Source organism: Eupransor demetentiae (assembly GCF_963930865.1).
GTDB lineage: Bacteria > Bacillota > Bacilli > Lactobacillales > Lactobacillaceae > Eupransor > Eupransor demetentiae.
Window position 1 is genome coordinate 247610 of sequence record NZ_CAWVOH010000001.1, and the last position, 21084, is coordinate 268693.

23 protein-coding genes are annotated in these 21084 nt (G+C 46.0%); 14 read left to right on the plus strand and 9 right to left on the minus strand.

What is annotated here, in order from left to right:
* Positions 1–17: 17 nt before the first annotated feature.
* The 4 genes from ABSY64_RS01255 to ABSY64_RS01270 all read left to right on the plus strand — a co-directional run bounded on the left by ABSY64_RS01255 (position 18) and on the right by ABSY64_RS01270 (position 3021).
* A complete protein-coding gene (locus tag ABSY64_RS01255) occupies positions 18–833 on the plus strand; it encodes a Cof-type HAD-IIB family hydrolase (protein ID WP_349641251.1) in 816 nt (271 codons plus the stop codon).
* A 24-nt stretch (positions 834–857) separates the two neighbouring features.
* The gene (locus ABSY64_RS01260; protein WP_349641252.1) at positions 858–1673 is read left to right on the plus strand and encodes a sortase domain-containing protein; all 816 of its coding nucleotides are present in this window, start codon (positions 858–860) and stop codon (positions 1671–1673) included.
* 49 nt (positions 1674–1722) lie between these two features.
* Positions 1723–2322 (plus strand): Holliday junction branch migration protein RuvA, encoded by a 600-nt coding sequence (gene ruvA / locus ABSY64_RS01265; protein WP_349641253.1) that lies wholly within the window; start codon positions 1723–1725, stop codon positions 2320–2322.
* Positions 2323–2388: 66 nt separating this feature from the next.
* Entirely contained in the window at positions 2389–3021 is a 633-nt protein-coding gene (locus ABSY64_RS01270; RefSeq protein WP_349641254.1) for a deoxynucleoside kinase, read from the plus strand.
* Between the two features lie 31 nt (positions 3022–3052).
* Here the strand turns inward: ABSY64_RS01270 and mscL are convergent, their stop codons facing one another.
* The 7 genes from mscL to ABSY64_RS01305 form a co-directional block, all read right to left on the minus strand.
* Positions 3053–3448, minus strand: a complete 396-nt coding sequence (gene mscL, locus ABSY64_RS01275; protein WP_349641255.1) for a large conductance mechanosensitive channel protein MscL — start codon at positions 3446–3448, stop codon at positions 3053–3055.
* Positions 3449–3466: 18 nt separating this feature from the next.
* Positions 3467–5170 (minus strand): NFACT RNA binding domain-containing protein, encoded by a 1704-nt coding sequence (locus ABSY64_RS01280; protein ID WP_349641256.1) that lies wholly within the window; start codon positions 5168–5170, stop codon positions 3467–3469.
* Between the two features lie 118 nt (positions 5171–5288).
* The gene (locus tag ABSY64_RS01285) at positions 5289–5669 is read right to left on the minus strand and encodes a Rid family detoxifying hydrolase (protein ID WP_349641257.1); all 381 of its coding nucleotides are present in this window, start codon (positions 5667–5669) and stop codon (positions 5289–5291) included.
* A gap of 17 nt (positions 5670–5686) precedes the next feature.
* The gene (ilvA, locus tag ABSY64_RS01290) at positions 5687–6961 is read right to left on the minus strand and encodes a threonine ammonia-lyase IlvA (RefSeq protein WP_349641258.1); all 1275 of its coding nucleotides are present in this window, start codon (positions 6959–6961) and stop codon (positions 5687–5689) included.
* A gap of 54 nt (positions 6962–7015) precedes the next feature.
* A complete protein-coding gene (gene ilvC / locus ABSY64_RS01295) occupies positions 7016–8080 on the minus strand; it encodes a ketol-acid reductoisomerase (RefSeq protein WP_349641832.1) in 1065 nt (354 codons plus the stop codon).
* Between the two features lie 7 nt (positions 8081–8087).
* Positions 8088–9785 carry a biosynthetic-type acetolactate synthase large subunit gene (gene ilvB / locus ABSY64_RS01300; protein WP_349641259.1) on the minus strand — a complete coding sequence of 566 codons (1698 nt, stop codon included), beginning with the start codon at positions 9783–9785 and terminating at the stop codon, positions 8088–8090.
* Positions 9786–10319: 534 nt separating this feature from the next.
* Positions 10320–10628, minus strand: a complete 309-nt coding sequence (locus ABSY64_RS01305) for a metal-sulfur cluster assembly factor (RefSeq protein ID WP_349641260.1) — start codon at positions 10626–10628, stop codon at positions 10320–10322.
* A gap of 286 nt (positions 10629–10914) precedes the next feature.
* Between ABSY64_RS01305 and ilvD the strand changes: the two genes are divergently transcribed.
* Together ilvD and ABSY64_RS01315 are read left to right on the plus strand one after the other, a co-directional pair.
* The gene (ilvD, locus tag ABSY64_RS01310) at positions 10915–12666 is read left to right on the plus strand and encodes a dihydroxy-acid dehydratase (protein WP_349641261.1); all 1752 of its coding nucleotides are present in this window, start codon (positions 10915–10917) and stop codon (positions 12664–12666) included.
* A complete protein-coding gene (locus tag ABSY64_RS01315; protein WP_434063054.1) occupies positions 12666–13592 on the plus strand; it encodes a bile acid:sodium symporter family protein in 927 nt (308 codons plus the stop codon). Before ilvD ends, ABSY64_RS01315 begins: the two co-directional genes overlap by 1 nt.
* A 39-nt stretch (positions 13593–13631) precedes the next feature.
* Here ABSY64_RS01315 and ABSY64_RS01320 read toward each other — a convergent pair whose 3' ends face one another.
* Both ABSY64_RS01320 and rpmF read right to left on the minus strand, forming a co-directional pair.
* Positions 13632–14069, minus strand: a complete 438-nt coding sequence (locus tag ABSY64_RS01320) for a hypothetical protein (RefSeq protein WP_349641263.1) — start codon at positions 14067–14069, stop codon at positions 13632–13634.
* Positions 14070–14143: 74 nt separating this feature from the next.
* Positions 14144–14317: a 50S ribosomal protein L32 gene (gene rpmF, locus ABSY64_RS01325; protein ID WP_349641264.1), complete on the minus strand. Its 174-nt coding sequence runs from the start codon at positions 14315–14317 to the stop codon at positions 14144–14146.
* Positions 14318–14489: 172 nt separating this feature from the next.
* Here rpmF and ABSY64_RS01330 point away from each other — a divergent pair, with 172 nt between their 5' ends.
* From ABSY64_RS01330 to ABSY64_RS01365, 8 genes are all read left to right on the plus strand, one after another.
* The gene (locus ABSY64_RS01330; RefSeq protein WP_349641265.1) at positions 14490–15122 is read left to right on the plus strand and encodes an ABC transporter ATP-binding protein; all 633 of its coding nucleotides are present in this window, start codon (positions 14490–14492) and stop codon (positions 15120–15122) included.
* Positions 15112–15891 (plus strand): ABC transporter permease, encoded by a 780-nt coding sequence (locus ABSY64_RS01335; RefSeq protein ID WP_349641266.1) that lies wholly within the window; start codon positions 15112–15114, stop codon positions 15889–15891. Before ABSY64_RS01330 ends, ABSY64_RS01335 begins: the two co-directional genes overlap by 11 nt.
* Before the next feature lie 50 nt (positions 15892–15941).
* Complete coding sequence (locus tag ABSY64_RS01340) at positions 15942–16583, plus strand: DUF1361 domain-containing protein (RefSeq protein WP_349641267.1); 642 nt, start codon at positions 15942–15944, stop codon at positions 16581–16583.
* A gap of 125 nt (positions 16584–16708) precedes the next feature.
* Positions 16709–17284, plus strand: a complete 576-nt coding sequence (infC, locus tag ABSY64_RS01345) for a translation initiation factor IF-3 (RefSeq protein WP_349641268.1) — start codon at positions 16709–16711, stop codon at positions 17282–17284.
* A 39-nt stretch (positions 17285–17323) separates the two neighbouring features.
* Positions 17324–17521 (plus strand): 50S ribosomal protein L35, encoded by a 198-nt coding sequence (gene rpmI / locus ABSY64_RS01350; protein WP_248705551.1) that lies wholly within the window; start codon positions 17324–17326, stop codon positions 17519–17521.
* A gap of 47 nt (positions 17522–17568) precedes the next feature.
* Complete coding sequence (gene rplT / locus ABSY64_RS01355; protein WP_349641269.1) at positions 17569–17988, plus strand: 50S ribosomal protein L20; 420 nt, start codon at positions 17569–17571, stop codon at positions 17986–17988.
* A 171-nt stretch (positions 17989–18159) separates the two neighbouring features.
* Positions 18160–19992, plus strand: a complete 1833-nt coding sequence (locus tag ABSY64_RS01360; RefSeq protein ID WP_349641270.1) for a ribonuclease J — start codon at positions 18160–18162, stop codon at positions 19990–19992.
* A 17-nt stretch (positions 19993–20009) separates the two neighbouring features.
* Complete coding sequence (locus tag ABSY64_RS01365) at positions 20010–20933, plus strand: type I restriction endonuclease subunit R (protein ID WP_349641271.1); 924 nt, start codon at positions 20010–20012, stop codon at positions 20931–20933.
* Positions 20934–21084: the final 151 nt, after the last annotated feature.

Here is a 21084-nt window from a genome sequence, read left to right on the forward strand (position 1 = left end):
GAACAAGGGGGAAGGCTATGTCAGTTAAATTAATTGCCACAGATTTGGATGCCACCTTTTTACACGATGACAAGTCCTTTAACGCGCCGCTTTTAGCTCGAGTTCTGCCCAAGCTGAAGGAAAAGGGCATCCATTTTGTGATTGCCACGGGAAACCATCCCGATCGGGTCCAAGATTTTTTCAAGGACTTTGCCGGCCAGTACGCTTTGATTGCTAACAACGGGGCCGAGATTTTTGCTGGTGGTCAATTGCTCGAAGTTCGCGGCATTAACCCGCAATCCTTTGCCAAAATTAATGAAATTGCCCAAACATTTGCCAGTCAAATGCGTCTGGGGCTGATTTTTACAGGTTCTAAAAAAGCTTATCTGCTCGATAATCAGGAGCAGCTTGCCGAATCAATTTTGACCGCCAAGGCCTACTTTAATCAGGTGCAAGTCATTCACAGTTTGGCTGAAATTCAGGAACCAATTTTAAAAATCACGACCAATATTGCCGGTAACTCGGAGCAGTTTATTGACCAAATTCAAGCGGCCTTAGGCGACTTAGTTCATGTAACCACCTCTGGTTATGGTTCCGTTGATATCGTTAACCCCCAGGTCAACAAGGCCGAGGGTTTGGCTCACTTGGGTCAGCACTGGCAAATTGAAGCGAGTGAAATGATGGCTTTTGGCGATGGCTGTAACGATATAGAAATGTTAGACTATGTAGGAAAGCCGTTCATGATGCCAAATAGCGATGAACGCCTCTTCGACCGGGGCTACTCTGCAGCTCTGGCGAATAACAATCGAGACGGGGTTCTCAAAACTATTTGCGACTACCTCGACTTGCATTAAAATCGTAAAAGAAGGATTAATACAATGAAGCTTTTCAAAAAGTGGTGGTTCTGGCTTATAGCAACTGTAGTATTTGCAACGATTGGTGCTGTTTATGTCTATAATGGTTTGCCAGCCAACAGCCCAGTTAAGAACGCTGGCCGTAAAGTCGCCCAGTCACTACCCGTTAAGCAGTACTCGAATAAGCAACGTGATGAGATTAAAGACAAGGTCATGAAAAATGATGCTAAGAAGTTAAATCTCACCAAGCAGGGGTGGGTTGCATTTCCTGATTTTGACATTTTCATGCCAATCTACGACAATGCATACTCCGCTGCGGCCTTGAATGCTGGTGCTAACACCTCGCAAAAGGGCAGCACTCCTGTCCCAACCATGGGCGAAGGAAACTACACCCTTGCCGCCCATAACTGGGACGATGGACAAACTGGTTTCTCAGCCTTACAGCAATACAAGGGCCAGAATTCACCTTACCTTGTCCAGGGGCAAACGGGTGGATCTGACTGGTTGAACGGCAAGAAGATTTACATGGCCAATGCCAAGGGAATCTATACCTACACGCTTAAGACTCAGACCACGGTTGATGAAAATGATGTTGCTCCTTTGGATGTCAATGCCCGTATCAACGGTAAGCCTAAGCTAACGATTATTTCATGTCTCTTCCCCAATATTGACTACCGTATCATTACTAATGCTCAATACACGGATTTTGTCAGTTGGAAGAAGGCACCGGATAAGTTGATTGCCCAGTTCGATTCAAGCAAGCATCGTGATAATACTTTGCCTGAGGGAACGACTGCGAGTGGTAATTCGTCATCCTCATCGTCTTCAAAGAAGAATTAAGTTAAAGGCAGCCTTGTGTTGCCTTTTTCAGTAAAAAAGAAAGATTGCTATGTACGAATACATCAAAGGTTTAATCACGGCTATTACGCCTGCCTATCTTGTTTTGGAAAGCCAAGCTGGTGTGGCCTACCGCCTTTATACTGCTAATCCTTACCGTTTTGATGAAGGGCAAAATGCCCAGGTCTACGTTGAACAAATCGTTCGGGAAAACGAAATGACTTTGTATGGTTTTGCTTCAGCCAATGAAAAAGCGGTCTTTGAAAAATTGCTGGCGGTTTCCGGCATTGGCCCTAAGTCAGCTTTGGCCATTTTAGCGGGGGATGATTTGTCTGGAGTTGTTGCTGCCATTGAAGCCGGCGACGTCAACTTCCTCGTCCAGTTCCCCGGTGTGGGGAAAAAAACGGCCCAGCAGATTGTCTTGGACTTGCAGGGTAAGCTTGATGAACTGAAACTGGAATTGGGGACTGCCTCAGCACAAGCAGTTTCACCTCAGCAACAATCCTTGGCCAACTGGGAAGATGCGGCTGAAGCCTTGTTGGCATTGGGATACAAGAAAAAAGATATCCAAAAAATCGCCAGTCAGTTGGAAGGCAAAGCCGACACGACCGAGGACTATATTTCCCAGGCCCTCAGGCTTTTGGTGCACTAGTTCTGGCTTGCTAGTCGGTCATTTTTTCGGTATGCTTAATTGACGAAACAACAGTTGGAGGATTGTATGGTGATCATTACTGCAGGGATGATTGGGGTTGGTAAAACAACTCTTACGGGACTTATTGCAAAGCACTTTGAAACGCAGGCTTTCTACGAGCCAGTGGGGGACAATCCTGTTTTGCCTCTATATTATTCAGACCCTGAACAGTATGGCTTCCTCCTTCAAATTTTCTTTTTGAACCGCCGCTTTGAAATGATTAAGAAGGCCCTGGCCGACGACAATAACGTCTTGGACCGTTCGATTTATGAAGATGAGCTCTTCACGGAAGAAAACCACAAGGACGGTAACATTTCAGATATGGAAATGGCCGTCTACCACGACCTCATGGCCCACATGATGGGGGAGCTGGAAGAAATGCCGAAGAAGGCCCCGGACCTCTTGGTTTATGCTGAAACGGATTTTGATACCATCTTGCACCGCATCAAAAAGCGCGGTCGTGACTACGAGCAGTTCGATGATAACCAGGAATTGCGCGATTACTACTACAAGATTTGGAAGGCCTACCACGCTTGGTACGAGAACTACGACGTTTCACCTAAGATTAAGGTGGACTTGCAAACTTATGATTTGGAAGAAGAAAAGAATCAAGCGATTGTCTTAAAGCAGATTGAAGATGCTTTGGCTAAGATTCGCTAATAAAAAAACGTCCCAGTGAAGGGACGTTTTTTTATTTTGCTTTTTTACTTTGTTCTTCCAACAAGTCTTTGATTTGCTGAAGGAGGACCACCTGAGGGTCGGGTTTTGCGGCCTTGCGATGGGGCTTGATGAAAAAGTGGTTGATGAATTTCACGAGCAAGAAAACAATGAAGGCGGTAATCAAGAAGTTGATTAAGTCATTCAAGAATTCACCATAAGTGAAGACCAAGTTCTTTGTCACAACCAACTTCAAATTCGTTAGGTTCGACTCGCGGCCGGTGAAGAAACCGACCAAGGGGTTAATCAAGTTGGTCGTGGTTGACTTAACCAAGCCAGTGAAGGCACCACCAATGATGACACCAATGGCCATGTCCATCACGTTACCATGATCAAGGAAGGAACGAAAATCTTTCAATAAGTGCTTCATATTCAGTTAAAACCTTTCTTATTTTTTATTGAGGCGCATTTTTTCAACGTCTTCAAATTTAGGAGTGACATAGAGGGTCTGTTGCCCTTCGAAAATAACGTAACCGGGTTTGGAACCGTTCGGTTTGCGTAACTTGCCGGCTGGTAGGTAATCGACCGGAACGTTAGCAGAATCGCGGGACTTGGAGAAGTAAGCGGCGAGTTCGGCGGCTTCCGTCAGGGTTTCAGGACTCGGATGGTCAGAGTGAATAATGACGTGGGAACCCGGAATCTTTTGCACGTGGAGCCAAATATTGGAGCGGTTGCTCTTTTTGAGGGAGAGCCGTTCGTTTTGTAAGTTGTTCTTACCAACTTCAATGAGGGTACCGTCCGAACTTTCAAAGCGGTCGGGCTGTGAAACCTTGGGCTTGAGCTTGTTCTTCTTTTGCACGCGGAGGTAACCTTCTTGCTGCAGTTCTAGCTTAATGTCGGCCACGTCCTTAGGCGAAGCTACTTCGAGCTGGGCAGCAATTTGATTGAAGTAATCAATTTCAGCCTGCGTTTTCTCGAGCTGTTCGTCGACGAAGTCCTTCGCCGTTCGCAGCTTGCGATACTTGTGGAAGTACTTTTCAGCGTTCTTCAAACCATCCAAACGAGGATCAACCGCAATCTTGATTAGCTTATTATTATCGTAGTAGTTCTCAATCTCAACGGACTGCATTCCCTTATGAACCAAGTGAGGGTAGGTGATGAGCAGGTCACCCTTAACCTTGTACTGGTCGGCGTGGGCACTTTCTTCCAGTGTCTCTTCCAACTTCTTTTTCTTGCTGCGGTTCTTCTTTTGTTCGTTTTTAACCAAACGAATGAGGGAGCCGGCTTGCTGGTTAACGCGTTCCCGTTCTGCCTTACCGACGTAGTAGGCGTCCAGCAGTTCGCCCAGAGTATCAAAATAACGGCGGCTAACTTCGACCGGGCTAGGCCAATCAAAGGGGGCAAAGCTGGTCTTGCCCTTGCTATCAGTTAGCAGAGTTGGCTTCAAGTCGTTGAAACCATTCAGCCAGTTTTTAGCATTGGCCAGTGAATCCCCGTCTGCTTTCAAAGCCAGGGCCAAGGACTGGGCAGCCTGACTGGAGAAGCCTTGATAAGTACTTTGAATGGCACTCGGCCAATCTTCATAAGGCTGATCCAAGCAAATCTTGGCTAGTGGCTTTAAATCCGACTCAAAGGGATTAATTAAGTCCTGAGCTGGTGGCAAGCGGTAAGTTGCTCCTGGAATCAAGGAACGAACACGGTTCTGGTCCGGCGAAACGTGTTTAATCAAATCGAGAATGCGTTGGTCCTTTTGTCGAATCAAGAAGAGGTTGGAATGCCGACCCATCATTTCTAATGTAAGCGAAAGGGTCTGCCGGTCGCCGAGTTCATCATGGGTTTGTACGTAAAGATTGATGATGCGGTCATTATCGACCTGTTCAATCTTATCTAAACGAGCCCCTTCGAGGTTGCGGCGCAAGAACATGGCAAAACCCGGTGCCACCTGTGGATTTTCGTAAGGAATCCGGGTAATTTGGGCGCGGGCATAGGAAGGGTGGGCGCTCAAAAGCAAGGGATAGTTGGTCCCGTTTTGGCGGACGACCAGCACAATTTCGTTAGGATAGGGCTGGTGCACCTTGGTAATGCGGCCACCCGTGACGTATTGATTCAATTCATTGACCATGGCATGGGTGAAAAGTCCATCGAGTGGCATAGCAATTCCTTTCTACAGTACAAAAACGTTTAATTCTTCCTATATATTATAACGGCAATGTTGCCTTAGAACTAGTCCAATAATAAAAAAGCCTAGCATCATACTAGGCTTTTCCAATTTAAAATTCTGCTTGTACTTCAATTTCGACTAGTGCTCCAGCGGGTAGCGCTGCCACTTGGACAGTCGAACGAGCTGGTAAGGTCTTCACCTCGGCGAAAAAATCGGCATAGACCAAATTCACCAGAGCAAAGTCTGCTACGTTGGTCATGAAAATGGTTGTTTTAACGACGTTGTCCGGAGTGAGGCCGGCGGACTTTAGCACGGCCCCAACGTTCTTTAGCGCCTGTTGGGCTTGTTGACCTAGCGTAGGAGCCAGGGACTTCGTTTTGGGATCTAAACCAATCTGACCGGAGCAATAGAGGGTTTGCCCTGATTGGACGGCTTGGCTATATGGTCCTAAGGCTTCGGGGGCGGCATCAGTTTGATAGGCTTTCTTCATGATAATTCCTTTCTTTATTAGACGAGCATTTCGTATAGGGAGTGGTTTTCTTCGAGATTAATGTAGTGGGGGTCAAATTCGGCTAGGTTCTGGAGTAATGGGGCTTTGTTTTCCAAGCAACCTAATTGAACGCCGATTAACACCGGCCCCTTAGCGCGATTCATTTTCTTGGTATATTCGAAACGGTTGATGTCGTCGCCATCCTGCAAAACTTGGTTAACCACATACTTCAAAGCACCGGCGCGTTGGGGGAAGTTGACCAGGAAGTAAAGCTGGTAACCTTCATAAATTAGGGAACGCTCCTTGATTTCCTGCATACGGTCGATATCGTTGTTACCGCCGCTGACGACGCAGACGACCGTCTTGCCCTGTAGCTCATCTTTGAGCCCTTCTAGAGCAGCAACACTGAGTGCCCCAGCGGGTTCAGCAACGATGGCGCATTTACTATACAGCTCCAAGATGCTCGAACAGACTTGGCCCTCGGGCACAGCGACCAACTGGTCGACCGTTTGCTTCGCATTTTGATAGGTGAGCTGACCCACTGTTTTGACAGCCGCGCCATCAACAAATTTATCGACGCTTTCTAAGGTAGTGGGGTGGCTTTCTTTAAAGGCCAAATCCATCGAAGCGGCCCCGGCCGGCTCGACCCCAATTAACTTGGTTTGCGGACTAACACTTTTCGTATAAGCACCGACACCGGAAATCAAGCCACCGCCACCAACGGCAGTTAAGAGGTAATCGACGTCCAAGTCCTCGTCTTTCGCATCGTTAAAAATTTCAACCGCCAGGCTACCTTGACCGGCCATGGTGCGTAAGTCGTCAAATGGTGGGATAAAGGTTAAATGGTGTTCATCACAGTATTCAAACGCCGCGGCTTGAGCAGCATCGAAAGTGTCACCCACGAGTTGAATCTTGGCGTTTTCTTGCCCGAAAAATTTAACCTGGTCAACCTTTTGCTTGGGTGTCGTAGTGGGCATGAAAATGACGGAAGGAATGTTTAATTGATGACTAGTCCAAGCAACGCCCTGGGCGTGGTTACCGGCACTTGCGCAAACCACACCTTTTTGCCGCTGGTCTGCTGGCGTTTCCATAATGGCGTAGTAGGCCCCGCGAATCTTAAAGGAACGAACTTCCTGTAAGTCCTCACGCTTTAAGTAAACCCGGCAATCGTATTTTTGCGACAGGTAGGGGTTGTATTCGAGTGGGGTGTGTTTGACAACTTTTTTAAGGACCTGATAAGCCGCCAAGACTGCTTGGGGGCTCAACAAGCCAGCGGGCTGTGAGTCAGTCATATTAAAATTCCTTCCTATTATATGTACAAAGGGGATAATCCCCTTATGAAAATCTTAGTCGCTGTACTTGTCAGCGGCGTCAACGAATGGCATCATGGCACGTAGTTCAGCACCAACTTCTGACAACTTTGACTGTTCCATCTTTTCGCGTTCTGCGTAAAGCTTCTTGAAGCCATTACGGTAGTCGTCCATGTATTCCTTAGCGAAGGTTCCATCTTGGATTTCCTTCAAGCTTTGTTGCATGGCCTTCTTTGATTCAGCATTGATGACGCGTGGGCCAGTAACGTATGAACCAAATTCAGAAGTGTTGGAACAATCGCGGTACATCTTTGAGAAACCACCTTCGTAGATCAAATCTGCGATTAACTTCATTTCGTGTTGTACTTCGAAGTAGGCCAATTCTGGTGAGTAACCAGCTTCAGTCAAGACTTCAAAACCAGTTTCGATAAGGGCAGTCAAGCCACCCATCAAAACGTTTTGTTCTCCGAAGAGATCTTCGTCAGTTTCTTCCTTAAAGGTGGTCTTCATCAAACCGGCACGTGCGGCACCATTACCCTTGGCAAATTCCTTAGCAGAATCTTCGGCATGACCTGAGAAGTCCTGGTAAGTGGCGTACAATGCGGGAACACCAAAACCTTCCTTGTAAGTACGGCGGCAAAGGTTTCCTGGACCCTTAGGGGCCATCATAACCACGTCAACGTTCTTTGGCGCAACGATTTCCTTGTAATTGATGTTGAAACCGTGGGAGAAGCCCAAAGTGTTGCCTTCTTCCAAATTATCAGCGATTTCTTCTGTATAGATGTCAGGTTGATTTTCATCAGGGGCCAAAACTTGAATCCAGTCTGCCTTCTTTGCTGCTTCGGCAACGGAGTACACTTCAAAGCCATCCTTCTTGGCGGCGTCAAAGGACTTACCGGGACGAACACCGATGATGACATGGTAACCGGAGTCGCGCAAGTTGTTCGCCTGGGCATGACCCTGGGCACCATAGCCGATGAAGGCGATGGTCTTACCATCAAGGTAGTTCGTAGTAACATCTTTTTCATAAAGCATTTCAACAGACATAATATTTCTCCTAGTTGTGTGTAGTCGATCATTTTGATCGGGTGTGTTTGATATGGCTACCTTATTGGTAGTTAATCATGTTCTGGTTGGGTTGGCCTGGTAAGACCATTGGATGAACTTCTTCACTTGCTGGAATTGGAACTTCCACTAAGCAAGTGTCATCCTGATTAAAAATTCTAGTTAGGTCTTCCTGCCAGTTAGCAGGCTTTAGACTTTGACTAGCTAAGCCATAGGCATTGGCTAGTTGGGTAAAATTAGGATTATCATCAAAGACAGTTTGGGAGTGTCGTTCATCGTATAGCGTATCTTGCCACTGATGAACCATTCCTAAGACTGAATTATTCAGTAGAATTATTTTTAGATTTAACTTATACTGTTTGATGATTGCAAGGTCGTGCGATGACATTTGAAAGCCACCATCACCGATAAAGAGGACGACCTCTTTATCAGGATGGGCTAGCTTGGCACCGATTGCCGCTGGCAAGCCAAAGCCCATTGTGCCCAAGCCGCCACTCGTGATGAATTGTCGTGGGTGTTGGTAGGGGTAGAATTGGGCGGCCCACATTTGATGCTGGCCGACATCTGTCACGATAATTGCTTGATTCTTTGTTAAGCGTGCGATTTCTTCAATCACAGCCTGGGGTTTGATTACTTTCTCATCATTGTGGTAGTGGTAAGGAAAGTTTTCATCCCAGGTTTTTATTTGCTTTTGCCAAGTTTGCCAGTCAGGTAAGCTTGGCTTTTTTTCGTTCAATTCTTTTAATACACATTTGGCATCAGCAACCTGGCTTAAGTCCACCGGCACGATTTTGTTTAATTCGTGGGGATCAATGTCGAAGTGAGCTTTCCAGGCTTCGGGTGCAAAGTCCTCGGGACTAGTCACTAAGCGGTCGTCGAAACGAGAACCTAAGTTTAGTAGAAAGTCACATTGGCTTAAGGCCATGTTGGCTGCGTATTTGCCGTGCATACCAGCCATACCGATGAAATAGGGATCATCACTGGGCAAGCTGCCAAGTCCCAAGAGGGAAGAAACGACGGGGATGCGGTATTTTTGAACGAAGGTCTGGACTTGCTGACTGGCATGAGCAGCAATGATGCCACCGCCGACTAACAAGAGGGGCTTTTTGGCCTTTTGTAACTGCATCAGGACTTCATTCAGACTTTCTTTGGTCAATCCTGCACAGGCTTTAGCTGGCTTAGCAGCTTCCGTTCTTCCCTGGGTCTGGGCCGCCAAGATATCCTTGGGGAATTCCAAGACAACTGGACCTGGTCGACCAGCTTGGGCTAATGCGAAGGCATCGCGCATGCTTTGAACCAATTGGTCAATATGTCTTACCCGCAAGCTTGCTTTAGTAACCGGTTTAGTCATAGAAACGATGTCCGTTTCTTGGAAGGCATTCGTGCCAATGGCATCATTAGCAACCTGGCCGCACAAGACAACGAGGGGCACTGAATCAGCTGCCGCATCGGTAATACCGGTAATGGCATTGGTTGCGCCTGGTCCCGAAGTCACCAGAGCGACGCCGACTTGACCACTGCTTTTGGCAAAACCCTCAGCGGCGTGGACGGCACCTTGTTCGTGGCGAACGAGGATGTGCAAGTCGCTTTTATGATACAAAGCATCGTAGATGGGTAAGATTGCACCACCGGGATAGCCAAAGAGGTACTGCACACCTGCTTTTTCAAGCTCTTGGACGATGACGGTTGCACCGTTTTGATCCGTATTTTTTTGTTTTAACTGTTCGGTTGGCTGTGACACATTTATACCTCCTTTACTGGTTATGAGTCATCGAGTCTGGGGCCTCACCTCCTTTAGGCAAAGAAAAAACGTCCATCGAGTGATGGACGTTGGGTACAATCCACCGGTGCTCGGTATTGGGAGCAGGCGGATTACTGTTGAAAGACATCTCAAAATATCTTCGTCATGTAATCAAACGCCCGCAGCGTAATGACCAACAAAATGACCAAGATAATAATGACGGCAGCTGAATTGTTAAGCATTCGGTCTTTCATGATTCTTTCCTCAGATAATTGATTAGCACAAGGACTTGCTTGCGCTTTGATAAATTAGGAATTGGTTAGAACTCCATGTCACAAATCTTATCAAGGCTTTGTGAGGCTGTCAACGATTTATTTTAGAAAAATTCTAAATTAAAAACCATTCTAAATAAACATGTGAAAAATAGAGCTAATGGTTACAAAAGAAAAGCCCGTAATTGGGCTTTTCTTGTTTTTGGTCTATTTGTAAAAGCTAGAAAAATATTCTTTGATTTCTAAATAACTTTTTTCTGAGTTAGTAGATTCCCAGCTGCATCTTGATTTCTGGGGATAGGTTATCGCGGCTCCAAGCCGGCTCCCAGACTAAGTTAACCTTGACTTCGACAATCTCATCGAAGACGACGAGGGCAGCTCGAATTTGTTCGTAAAGGAAGTTTGAAAGGGGACAACCCATAATGGTCAGGGTCATATCGACGGTGCAAAGCTTATCCTCATCAATTTGAATGTTATAGATGAAACCAAGACTGACGACATCAAAACGGAGTTCCGGATCAATAACAGTGCGCAAGGCGTCGAGGTATTTGCTTTCTGGGGGTTGCGGCATAGCAGTTCTCCTTTTGATTTCTTCTTTTGGGATTTGGCTAATCATAGGCGCAAATGGGCTTGCCTGTCAATTATTGAAGAGAAGCCAGCTTGAAAAGAAAATTTAAAAATAATTTTTCTTCCAATAAGGGCCACTGATTTTGGGTATTAATTAGTGCCTATGCTGTTTGACAGGGATAAAGATTAATATATTATGTGATTTATCTTATTTTGTGATTAGAATATTTCCAAATAAGGCCAGTTCAAGGTGATGTTAACCATCACCATTACCGAAACGGAGGAGAGTAATGAGCGATAACACCCTGAATTTTTCTATCGACGGGGAGCACAAGACCCGTAGTGACATGATCAAAAGCGGGGTTGATCAAGCCCCAGCCCGAAGCCTGCTGTATGCAACCGGGCAAGTTAAAAGCGATGAAGATATGAAAAAGCCCTTCATCGCCATCTGTAATTCCTATGTTGAAATCGTTCCCGGCCACGTTCACTTGCGTAAGTTAGCCGAAGTTGCCAAGGAAGCTATTCGTGAAGCCGGTGGTATACCATTTGAATTTAACACCATTGGTGTTGATGATGGAATCGCCATGGGGCACATTGGAATGCGTTATTCCTTGCCTAGTCGTGAAATCATTGCCGATGCTGCCGAAACCATGATTAACGCCCACTGGTTTGACGGCGTGCTCTTCATGCCCAACTGTGACAAAATCACGCCGGGAATGTTGATGGCAGCTGCCCGTACCAATGTTCCTTCGGTCTTTGTTTCAGGAGGGCCGATGGAGGCTGGTGTTAATCCGATGACCGGCGAAACGGCCACCTTGTCAACGATGTTTGAAGCCGTTGGTGCCTACAAAAGTGGAAAAATGAGTCAAAAGGAATTGGTTGATTTTGAACGAGTGGTTTGTCCTTCTTGTGGTTCCTGTGCCGGTATGTTTACCGCTAATTCCATGAACTGTTTGATGGAAGCGATGGGAATGGCCCTTCCTTATAACGGAACTGCCTTAGCCACTTCCGAAGAACGAAAGGAATTGGTTCGCAAGGCGGCTCGTCAGGTTTTGGAAAACGTGAAAAACAACGTCCGTCCGCGCGACATCATGACCAAGGAAGCCTTTGATGACTGCTACGCCTTGGACATGGCTATGGGTGGCTCAACCAACACGGTTTTGCACGGATTGGCCGTTGCCCACGAAGCTGGAATCCCTTATTCTGAAAACGATATCAACCAAATTGCTGAAAAGACGCCTTACTTGGCCAAAATCGCCCCATCATCCATCTACACCATGACGGACGTCCACCGCGCTGGTGGTGTTCCGGCCATCATGAATGAATTGGTTAAGAAGGGCAATATCTTGCACCATGATCGTTTGACGGTCACGGGAAAGACAATCCAGGAAAACGTTGCCGGTGCCGAAATCAAGGACGATAAAATTATCCACCATTTGGATAATCCTTATTCCGAGACCGGTGGTTTGTCCATCCTTTACGGCAACATTGCCCGCAAGGGTTCCGTTATCAAGGTTGGAGGTGTTGACCCCGACATCAAGTCCTTTACGGGAAAAGCAATCTGTTTTGACTCCCATGGGGATGCCGTTGCGGCAATTGATGATGGTACTGTCCAGGCAGGCCACGTCGTGGTTATCCGTTATGAAGGACCGAAGGGTGGCCCTGGAATGCCCGAAATGTTGGCGCCCACATCTAACATCATTGGTCGTGGATTGGGTCGAACAGTCGGTTTGATTACGGACGGTCGTTTCTCCGGTGCAACTCATGGAATCTGTGTTGGGCACATTGCTCCTGAGGCCGCTGCCGGTGGTGAAATTGCCTTGATTCGCGATGGTGATCCCATCACCATCGATTTGGAAAAGCGCACGATGAACGTCGATATTCCGGATGAGGAGCTCGAGGAACGTCGTCAGCACTTCCCAGAATTTGTGCCGAAGGTTAAGACCGGCTACCTAGCTCGTTACCAAGCCCTCGTTTCGACTGCGGATAAGGGCGCAATCTTGAAGACCTATGAAGAAATCATTGGTCAGGAAAAAGGGTGATTACCATGTTAAAATCAATTAGTTCCTGGGTAAGCCGTTGGTTTACCGCTTTAATCATTTTGTGGGCGGCCTTTAATTACTTTGCCCCAGGCTTTTCTTTGTCCTTTGCCAGTAATGTTTCCTATATCTTGAGTTTGATTCTCTTTGGGATGGGTTTGACGCTGTCACCAGCTGACTTTAAGCGGATTTTCAAGCGTCCCATCCCCGTTATTTTAGGTACGGTGGCTCACTACGTCATCATGCCCTTGATTGCCTTTACTTTGTGCCTCGTTTTTCACCTGGAAGGCGACATTGCCGCCGGCGTTATTTTGGTTGGTTCTTGTCCAAGTGGAACGGCTTCCAGCGTTATGGCCTTCTTGGCAAAGGGGGATGTGGCCTTGGATGTTTCCATTGAGGCGCTGTCCACCTTGCTGGCACCGATTATGTTGCCGCTCTTGCTCAAGCTCTATGCTGGCCAGTACGTTGCCGTTTCCAGTTCAACCCTTTTCTGGAAAACGTTGGAAATCGTTGTGGCACCGATTATTCTCGGTGTCATTGTCAACACCTTCTTTAGTAAGCAAATCGAGCCAATTAAGCATGTGATGCCTTTGATCTCTCAAATTGCTATTTTGTCTATCATTGGGGTTGTCTTTGCGGTTAACCGCGCACATCTTTTCTCAGCGGCAACGATGATTATTATTCCAATCGTTATGCTCCACAATCTCTTGGGTTACGCCCTTGGCTATGGCTTTGCCCGCTTAATTAAGTTGGACTTGCCTCAGCAAAAGGCCTTTACCTTCGAAGTCGGCATGCAGGATTCTTCCTTGGGTGCAACTTTGGCCATGAAGTATTTGGTGCCTGTGGCTGCCGTGCCATCAACATTCTTTTCAATTTGGCACAATATTTCGGGATCCATTCTTTCATCTTGGTGGGCCCGTCGCCAATAAGTGCACAAAAAAAGAACTCGCTCTTAAGCGAGTTCTTTTTTAATTGGTTGAATACAATTCGTTTTTCAACATTTCATCTGTATCTTGAGCGTACTTATAAACCTTGGTATTCCCATCAGCGGTATCGATTCGAACAAGGGAAGTTCCGGAATCAACACGCCAAACATAAACCATGGAACCTTCGCCACCAGACTTGGCAATGTACTTTTGTGGATCAGCCTTTAAATCAGTCTGTGAAAGAGTCCCGAAGGTTTCAGCATTTTGCTTGAGAGTCTTTTTGGGATCCTTGTTTACATCAGCCTGAGTAGGGGTCGTCTCTTGGACCTGAGCTTTTTGACCTTGGAAGGCCTTATAACCAAAGACGGCGCCAACGACGAGCAGGATGACGAGCACCACCATCCAAAACCAAGGTTGCTTGTAGAAGGGGTTGGTTAAAGCGCGCATTGACTTAGACTTTTTTTGTTTTTTCGTAGCCATGGGCTAGGTCTCCTCAAAAATCGTATAAATTAAAAATAAAAACCTACCCCCGAATTCGAGAATAGGTTTTGAAATTACTTGTCTTCAGTAACTTTCTTACCGTTGTAGACACCAGAAGGTGACACGCGGTGGGATACGCGATATTCACCGGTTGCCTTGTCCAAAACAATGTTAGGGACGTTCAAACCGATGTGTCCGCGGCGGTTACGCTTGTGAGACTTTGAATTCTTGTTTGATGGGGTAGCCATGTATTGGCACCTCCTTTCGATTCAGATTATCAACTGTTTAAGTTTAACGAAATAAGAAGTCTTTGTCAACTTGAAAAAAGGGAATCGTCAAGCAAAAAGCCTTGACATGATTTTATCAATAAGGGACAAGCTTTGCTAAAATAGTAGATAAACATTTTTCAAGGAGAAAAAGATGGCAGAGTTAGAAGCCCGTCAGCTAAATGTGACTGACATTTTGACGGATATTAATTTTAAACTGACTTCCGGCCAGCACTGGACTTTAACCGGTCCGTCTGGTGGAGGGAAGTCAACCTTTTTGAAAGCCCTGGCGAGCTTGCAGCCTAATACTTCTGGGCAGCTCTTATTGGATGGCAAGGCCGTATCAGATTATCCGATTAACGAATACCGCGAGGCAGTTTCTTATGCGGTCCAGAGTGCATTGTTATTTGGCAAGACTGTGCGCGATAACTTGGACTTGCCCTTTGAATTGCGTCAGCAAAAGGCCGATGAGCAGGTTCAAACGGAGTTCTTGGAAAAGGTTAACCTACCGGCCGACTACTTGGATCGTTCGATTCAAGATTTGTCCGGCGGTCAGCGCCAGCGTGTTGCCGTTTTGCGTAATTTGATTTTTCCGCCAGAGTTTCTTCTATTAGATGAAATTACCACTGGTTTGGATGAAGAGAGCAAGAAGACGGTCTGGTCCTGCGTTTTAAATGAACAAAAGGAGCATAACTTCGGGATTATTTCGATTACCCACGACCCGGACGAAATTAAGGGCGCAAAGCACGTGATTGAGATTCAAGGAGGACGGCTAAATGTTAAATAAGACCGTTGAAGTTTCAAATTGGTCCCTGGTTTTGGCCTTTGTCATGGTGATTATTTCCCTGGTCATCTCTTATAAGGAAAAACTGGGCTTGGAAAAGGATACGATTATTTCCGTTTTCCGGGCGATTGTCCAGCTGATTATCGTGGCCTATGTCTTGCGCTTTATTTTCTCGGTCAACAACATGGTTTTGACCCTGACCATGATGCTAGTCATTCTCTGGAATGCGGCACGGAACGGTCAAAAACGTGCGCCTGGTTTGGATGGGGCCCTTTGGATTACACTGGTGGCCTTGCTGCTTGGTGGGGGTGTAACCTTGCTCTTGCTGGTTTTGACCGGCGTGATTAAGGTTGAACCTTGGCAGCTTGTGCCTGTGACGGGGATGGTCATGAACAACGCCATGATTGCCGTTGGCCTGGTTTACCGCAGTCTGGACCAAATGTATCAAGATCGGCAGGAACAGGTCTTTGAACGACTAGCGCTGGGGGCCAATCCTAAACAGGCTTCTGGCTCAATCGTCAAGGACGCCATTAAATTCGGTATGCAACCCACCATTGATTCAATTAAGACCATGGGTTTGGTTTCCTTGCCAGGCATGATGTCCGGCTTGATCATGGCGGGCGTTGAACCGGTTTTGGCGATTAAGTACCAAATCATGGTCGTCTTCATGCTGCTTTCCTCAACCGGCCTAGCTTCGGTTTACGCCTCCTATGCGGCCTATCGTAAATACTTCAATGCGAACTGGCTCTTGCATTTGCCTGGAAGCAAATAGGTGGTAAAATGGCCTATGTGACGGATTTAATAATTCACTAGGAGTACGCGATGCGTTCGAATACAAAAAACATTTTGGTCATTCATCTTATCGTCCTTTTATTCATATTATTTGTTTACTTTACGCCGACCCACTTTACTTTTTTGATGTGGAATGTTTTCCTGGCGCTTTTGCCTTTGGATTTCGCGCTTTTGGCCGCAAAGTTCCAGAATAAGTTCATGGTTTTGCTCTTTGCCTTGTTCTGGTTGTTGTTCTTCCCGAACACCATGTATATGATTACGGACTTCATCCACCTACAATACATTTCCACGGCTTTGGATGTGCGCTACCAGTACTTTAACTACTCCGTGCTATCCGCCGGTATTTTTATCGGGGTTACCTTGGGAGTCTTGAGTATGGAAATCATGCTGCGCCGTTTCTTCAAGCACGATGGGGATGTCTTGAAGTGGGTTTGCATGTTCGCCTTGTCGATGCTGTCAGCCTTTGGAATTTACCTCGGGCGCTTCTTACGCTTGAATTCCTGGGATGTTTTCACCATGCCTAAGCTCGTCTGGCAAACCGTCCAAGCCTCAATGACTGACCATATGCTAACCTTTGTCACGCTCTTTGCTGGCGTGCAATTTGCAATCTTAGTGATCTATCACTATGGTGGCCGTCTTTTGACCAATTTAACGCTTGACAAATTAGAATAAAATCCGTAGTATATATCTTGTTGAACAAGTAGGAGCGCCCGCTTCTCGCCCAGTGATTGCAAGATATTGCTCGGCAGATACAAGTTGTACGAGGATTCGTACGCCAATGTGGAGTGGGTAGAACTATGTTTTATCCGCTTTTTTCTTTGTTCACAAATGAAATTCGGAGGTATTCGACCATAGCACGTCAACCAAGACAAGTTGATTTAGTCAACGAAAATATTCGTGCATCGCACGTTTTGCTGATTAATAACGGCAAAAAAGAAGAAATGTCAACTCGTGACGCCCAAAAGATTGCTGATGAGCAGGGCCAAGACTTAGTTCTTGTTCAAGCCAATGGTAATCCGCCCGTTGCTAAGATTATGGATTGGGGTAAGGCAAAGTTCGAGGCGCAAAAGCGTCAAAAGGAACAGCGCAAGAACCAAAAAGTTGTTCAGGTTAAAGAAGTTCGTATGTCACCTGTTATTGATTCAGGCGACTTCGAAACGCGTAAGAAGGCTGCCATCAAGTTCCTTGAAAAGGGAAACAAGGTGAAGTTGAACTTGCGTTTCCGTGGCCGAATGATTACGCACCAAGATATTGGTCGTGAAGTTTTGGAACGGATGGCAGAAGAGTTGGACGACATTGCCAAGGTTGAACAACGTGCCAAGATGGATGGTCGCCAAATGTTTTTGGTTTTGGCCCCACGTAAGGCTAAGTAATACTGACAGTAAGCACTATACGATAGGAGATTGGTTAACATGCCCAAGATGAAGACACACCGCGCTTCTGCAAAGCGCTTCAAGAAGACTGCTAATGGTGGCTTTAAGTCAGCCTCAGCTTATACTTCACACCGTTTCCACGGTAAGACTAAGAAGCAACGTCGTCAATTGCGTGGTACCCGTATGATGAACAAGACTACGGTTAAGACCTACGCTAAGTTGCTAAGTACCCTTTAATTAACAGGGTCATCATTAAGATTTGAATTTTCTAGGAGGAAATACCCATGCGAGTTAAGGGTGGTACAGTTTCACGTGCACGTCGTAAGAAGTTTGTTAAGTTAGCCAAGGGTTACCGTGGTCAACGTCGCATCAACTACAAGGTTGCTAAGCAACAGGTATACAAGTCATACCTTTACGCATACCGCGATCGTAAGAACCGCAAGCGTAACTTCCGTAAGTTGTGGATTGCTCGTATTAACGCAGCAGCCCGTATGAACGGTTTGTCATACTCAAAGTTGATGCACGGCTTGACTTTAGCTGGTGTTGAATTGAACCGTAAGATGTTGGCTGATTTGGCTGTTTCTGATTTTGATACTTTCAGCAAGATTGCTGAACAAGCAAAGTCAGCTTTGTCAAAGGACAACGCTATCGTACCTGCACGTAATGCAGCAACTACTGCAAAGACTGTTAAGGTTGATCGTTAATTTAACTTTTAAAGGACTCAGAATGCTGAGTCCTTTTTTGTTGTCTAAAAATAGAGCTGGGCAAAGAGAGCTTTAGTTATGGTAAAATAAAAGTACTTATGTATCGAGACAATCATCTTATTTACGCTAGGATGAATCGAAATTTTATTTTCTATTATTAAAGGACGGTTTATGACTGATTTAAGCATTATTCCCTTCGGGGGCGTTCGTGAAAACGGTAAGAGCATGTATGCTGTTACAGTCCACGACGACATTTTTCTATTGGACGCAGGTTTGAAGTACCCGGCAACTGACCAACTCGGTGTTGACGTAGTTATTCCGGATTTTGAATACCTTGTTAAGAACCAAGACCGCATTGCGGGCGTTTTCCTTTCACATGGTCACGCAGATGCCATCGGGGCGCTACCTTACCTTTTGCAAGAAGTTAATGTGCCTATTTTTGGTTCTGAAATGACGATTGCTTTGGCCAAGTTGATTATTTCAGAAACACCAGAACTAAAAGATTATGACGATTACCACGTCGTAAACGAAAAGACTGAAATTGATTTTGGTGACGTTAAGATTTCATTCTTTAACACCACGCACTCGATTCCAGAATCCTTGGGAATTGTAGTGGGCACTACCTACGGTCAAATCGTTTACACCGGCGATTTCAAGTTCGACCAAACGGCCGAAAGCTACTACCAAACTGATTATCAACGCCTTGTTGAAATCGGGACGAAGCCGGTTTTGGCTTTGCTAGGTGATGCTGCCGGGACCGAAACGACCGGTGTACCAGCCGCAACGGAACGTCAAATCCACGAATATATTCACGATACTTTTGTGGAAAACAAGGGTAAGCGCATCATTGTTGCCGCCGTTGCTTCTAACATTCAACGTATCCAACAAGTAATTGATGCTACGGCAGACACGAAGCGAAAGTTGATTTTGTCCGGTAACGACATTGAAAACATTGTTCGTACGGCCCTGAAGTTGAAGAAGTTGCACTTGCCGCTGCCTAAGGATGAGCTATTTGCCAGCCTTAAGGATATCGATTCATTGCCCGCTGAAGAAACGGTTATTTTGGAAACGGGTAAGATGGGTGAACCTATCAAGCACTTGAACCGAATGGCAGCTGGCGAAGATCGCCATGTCAACATCGGAGAAGGGGACTTGGTCTTCATTACGACGACGCCAGCCTTTGCAATGGAATCTTACGTTGCCCACACGCGCAACATGCTCTTTAAACAGGGGGCAGACGTTAAGCAGATTTCAGCTGACCTACGTTCTAGTGGCCATGCTTCTGCCAACGATTTGCAGTTAATGATTAACTTTGTTAAGCCAAAGTACTTCATGCCTGTTCAAGGTGAGTACCGGGTCATGGTAACTGCTCGCGATGCTGCCGAAGAGGTTAACATTCCAGAAGACCACATCTTGATGGCCAAGAATGGTGACCAGTATCAGTGGCAGGACGGCAAGTTTGAGCTTGAGGGATCCTTTACCGTTGGTGAAACGATGATTGATGGCTCTGGTACCAATGACATTGGAAACGTTGTGCTACGTGACCGCCGGATTTTGTCAGAAGACGGCGTCTTCGTTTCTGTTGTGACAATTGACCGTAAGAAGCGCAAGGTGGTTTCAAAGCCAAAGTTGACTTCTCGTGGTTTTGTTTACGTTAAGGCTAACCGTGATTTGATGAAAGAAGCTTCGCGTATCACGGTCGAAAAGATTGAGGACTATCTTAATAACTCCAAGAGCTTTGACTGGAACGAATTAAAGAATGGCGTGCGCGAAGCATTGTCCCGCTATCTCTTTAACGAAACTCGCCGCCGTCCCATGGTGATGCCGGTGGTTATGGAAGTTAACCAAAACCGCCGCCCTCGTCATGGCAAGAACAATGCCAAGGGTCAAGCAAAGAATAATAATCAAGCTGAAAAGGGCAATAAGCCTCAGCATAAGAAGAATAAGAACCATAAAAATAAGCAAAAGAGCGAAAAGCAAACGGATCAAAAGAAAGAAGCATAAGCTGGGAGGACAAGACTTTGGCAGAGCATTTGAATGATGAACAAAGTCAGTTACTCCAAGAAGCCCAGCAAGCCTTAGACCAAAAGAATTGGCCTCAGGCAGTTGCCTCACTAGAAGAGCTTTACCAGTCCGTTTCCACCTTAGCGATTAATTATCGCTTGGTGACTGCTCTTTTTTTTGACGAACAATATCAGTTGGCGGCTGACTTTCTAGACGATTATCTCAGCGATTATGTCACGGAACCGACATACTTCAAGCTAGCCCTGGAAATCCTGTTGAAGAACCAGCACTTTGTCGAAGCCCAGGAATTGTTGAATTTGGCCCATCCGTCTGAATATGAGGATTACCTTCAAACGATTCGCCAAGCCGAAAAAGAAGCCGCCGAACAAATGGCGGTAACATTTGAAACGGTCGCCCGCCAGTTTTATCATTTGAGCGATTATGATTTAGCCAAGCAAGAAGAACGTTATCTGGCGGCAAGAAATCTGCCGGTCGATACCTTCGTCCAGGGGGCAAAGTATCTCTTGATTGATCCCTTCACATCACCAGTTATGCGGGTTACCTTGATGGAAGACCTTCATAAGTTGGCCTGGTCCCAGACGATTAGCTACCGCTGGCTTGATGATGAAACTTATGAAAATAATTTTGCGCAAAGTCCCATGCCGATTGAAAGTTCAGCATATCAGGGCCTAGACAAAATTTATCAAGATCAAGTTGCCCACCAAGATCCCTTGGCCTGGCAGTATTTACAGGATCAAAATCGTTTGGAAATTTCGCTTTTGTACCCACGGCAAGATGAGCTGCTGACTGATTTGCCTCGCTGGGCAAAACGTAATCAGGACCGTTACTATCAGCGTCCGGTTGTTAAATCCAAGGACGCGCAAGATCAACTGCAAGACCTAGTCTGGCAAAAGATTAATGCCTTTCTACCCGGGATTTGATTTTGAAGAAAAAGTTATTTACAAGCCCAAAAGGACTTAGTATAATAGTCCCTGGCTTAACTGCCAGAAAAATGCATGCAGGGTTGTGTTTATGCGCCCTGCGTTGTAAAATATAAACATACGATTTTTTCAGTTTTTCGCTGGAAAATAA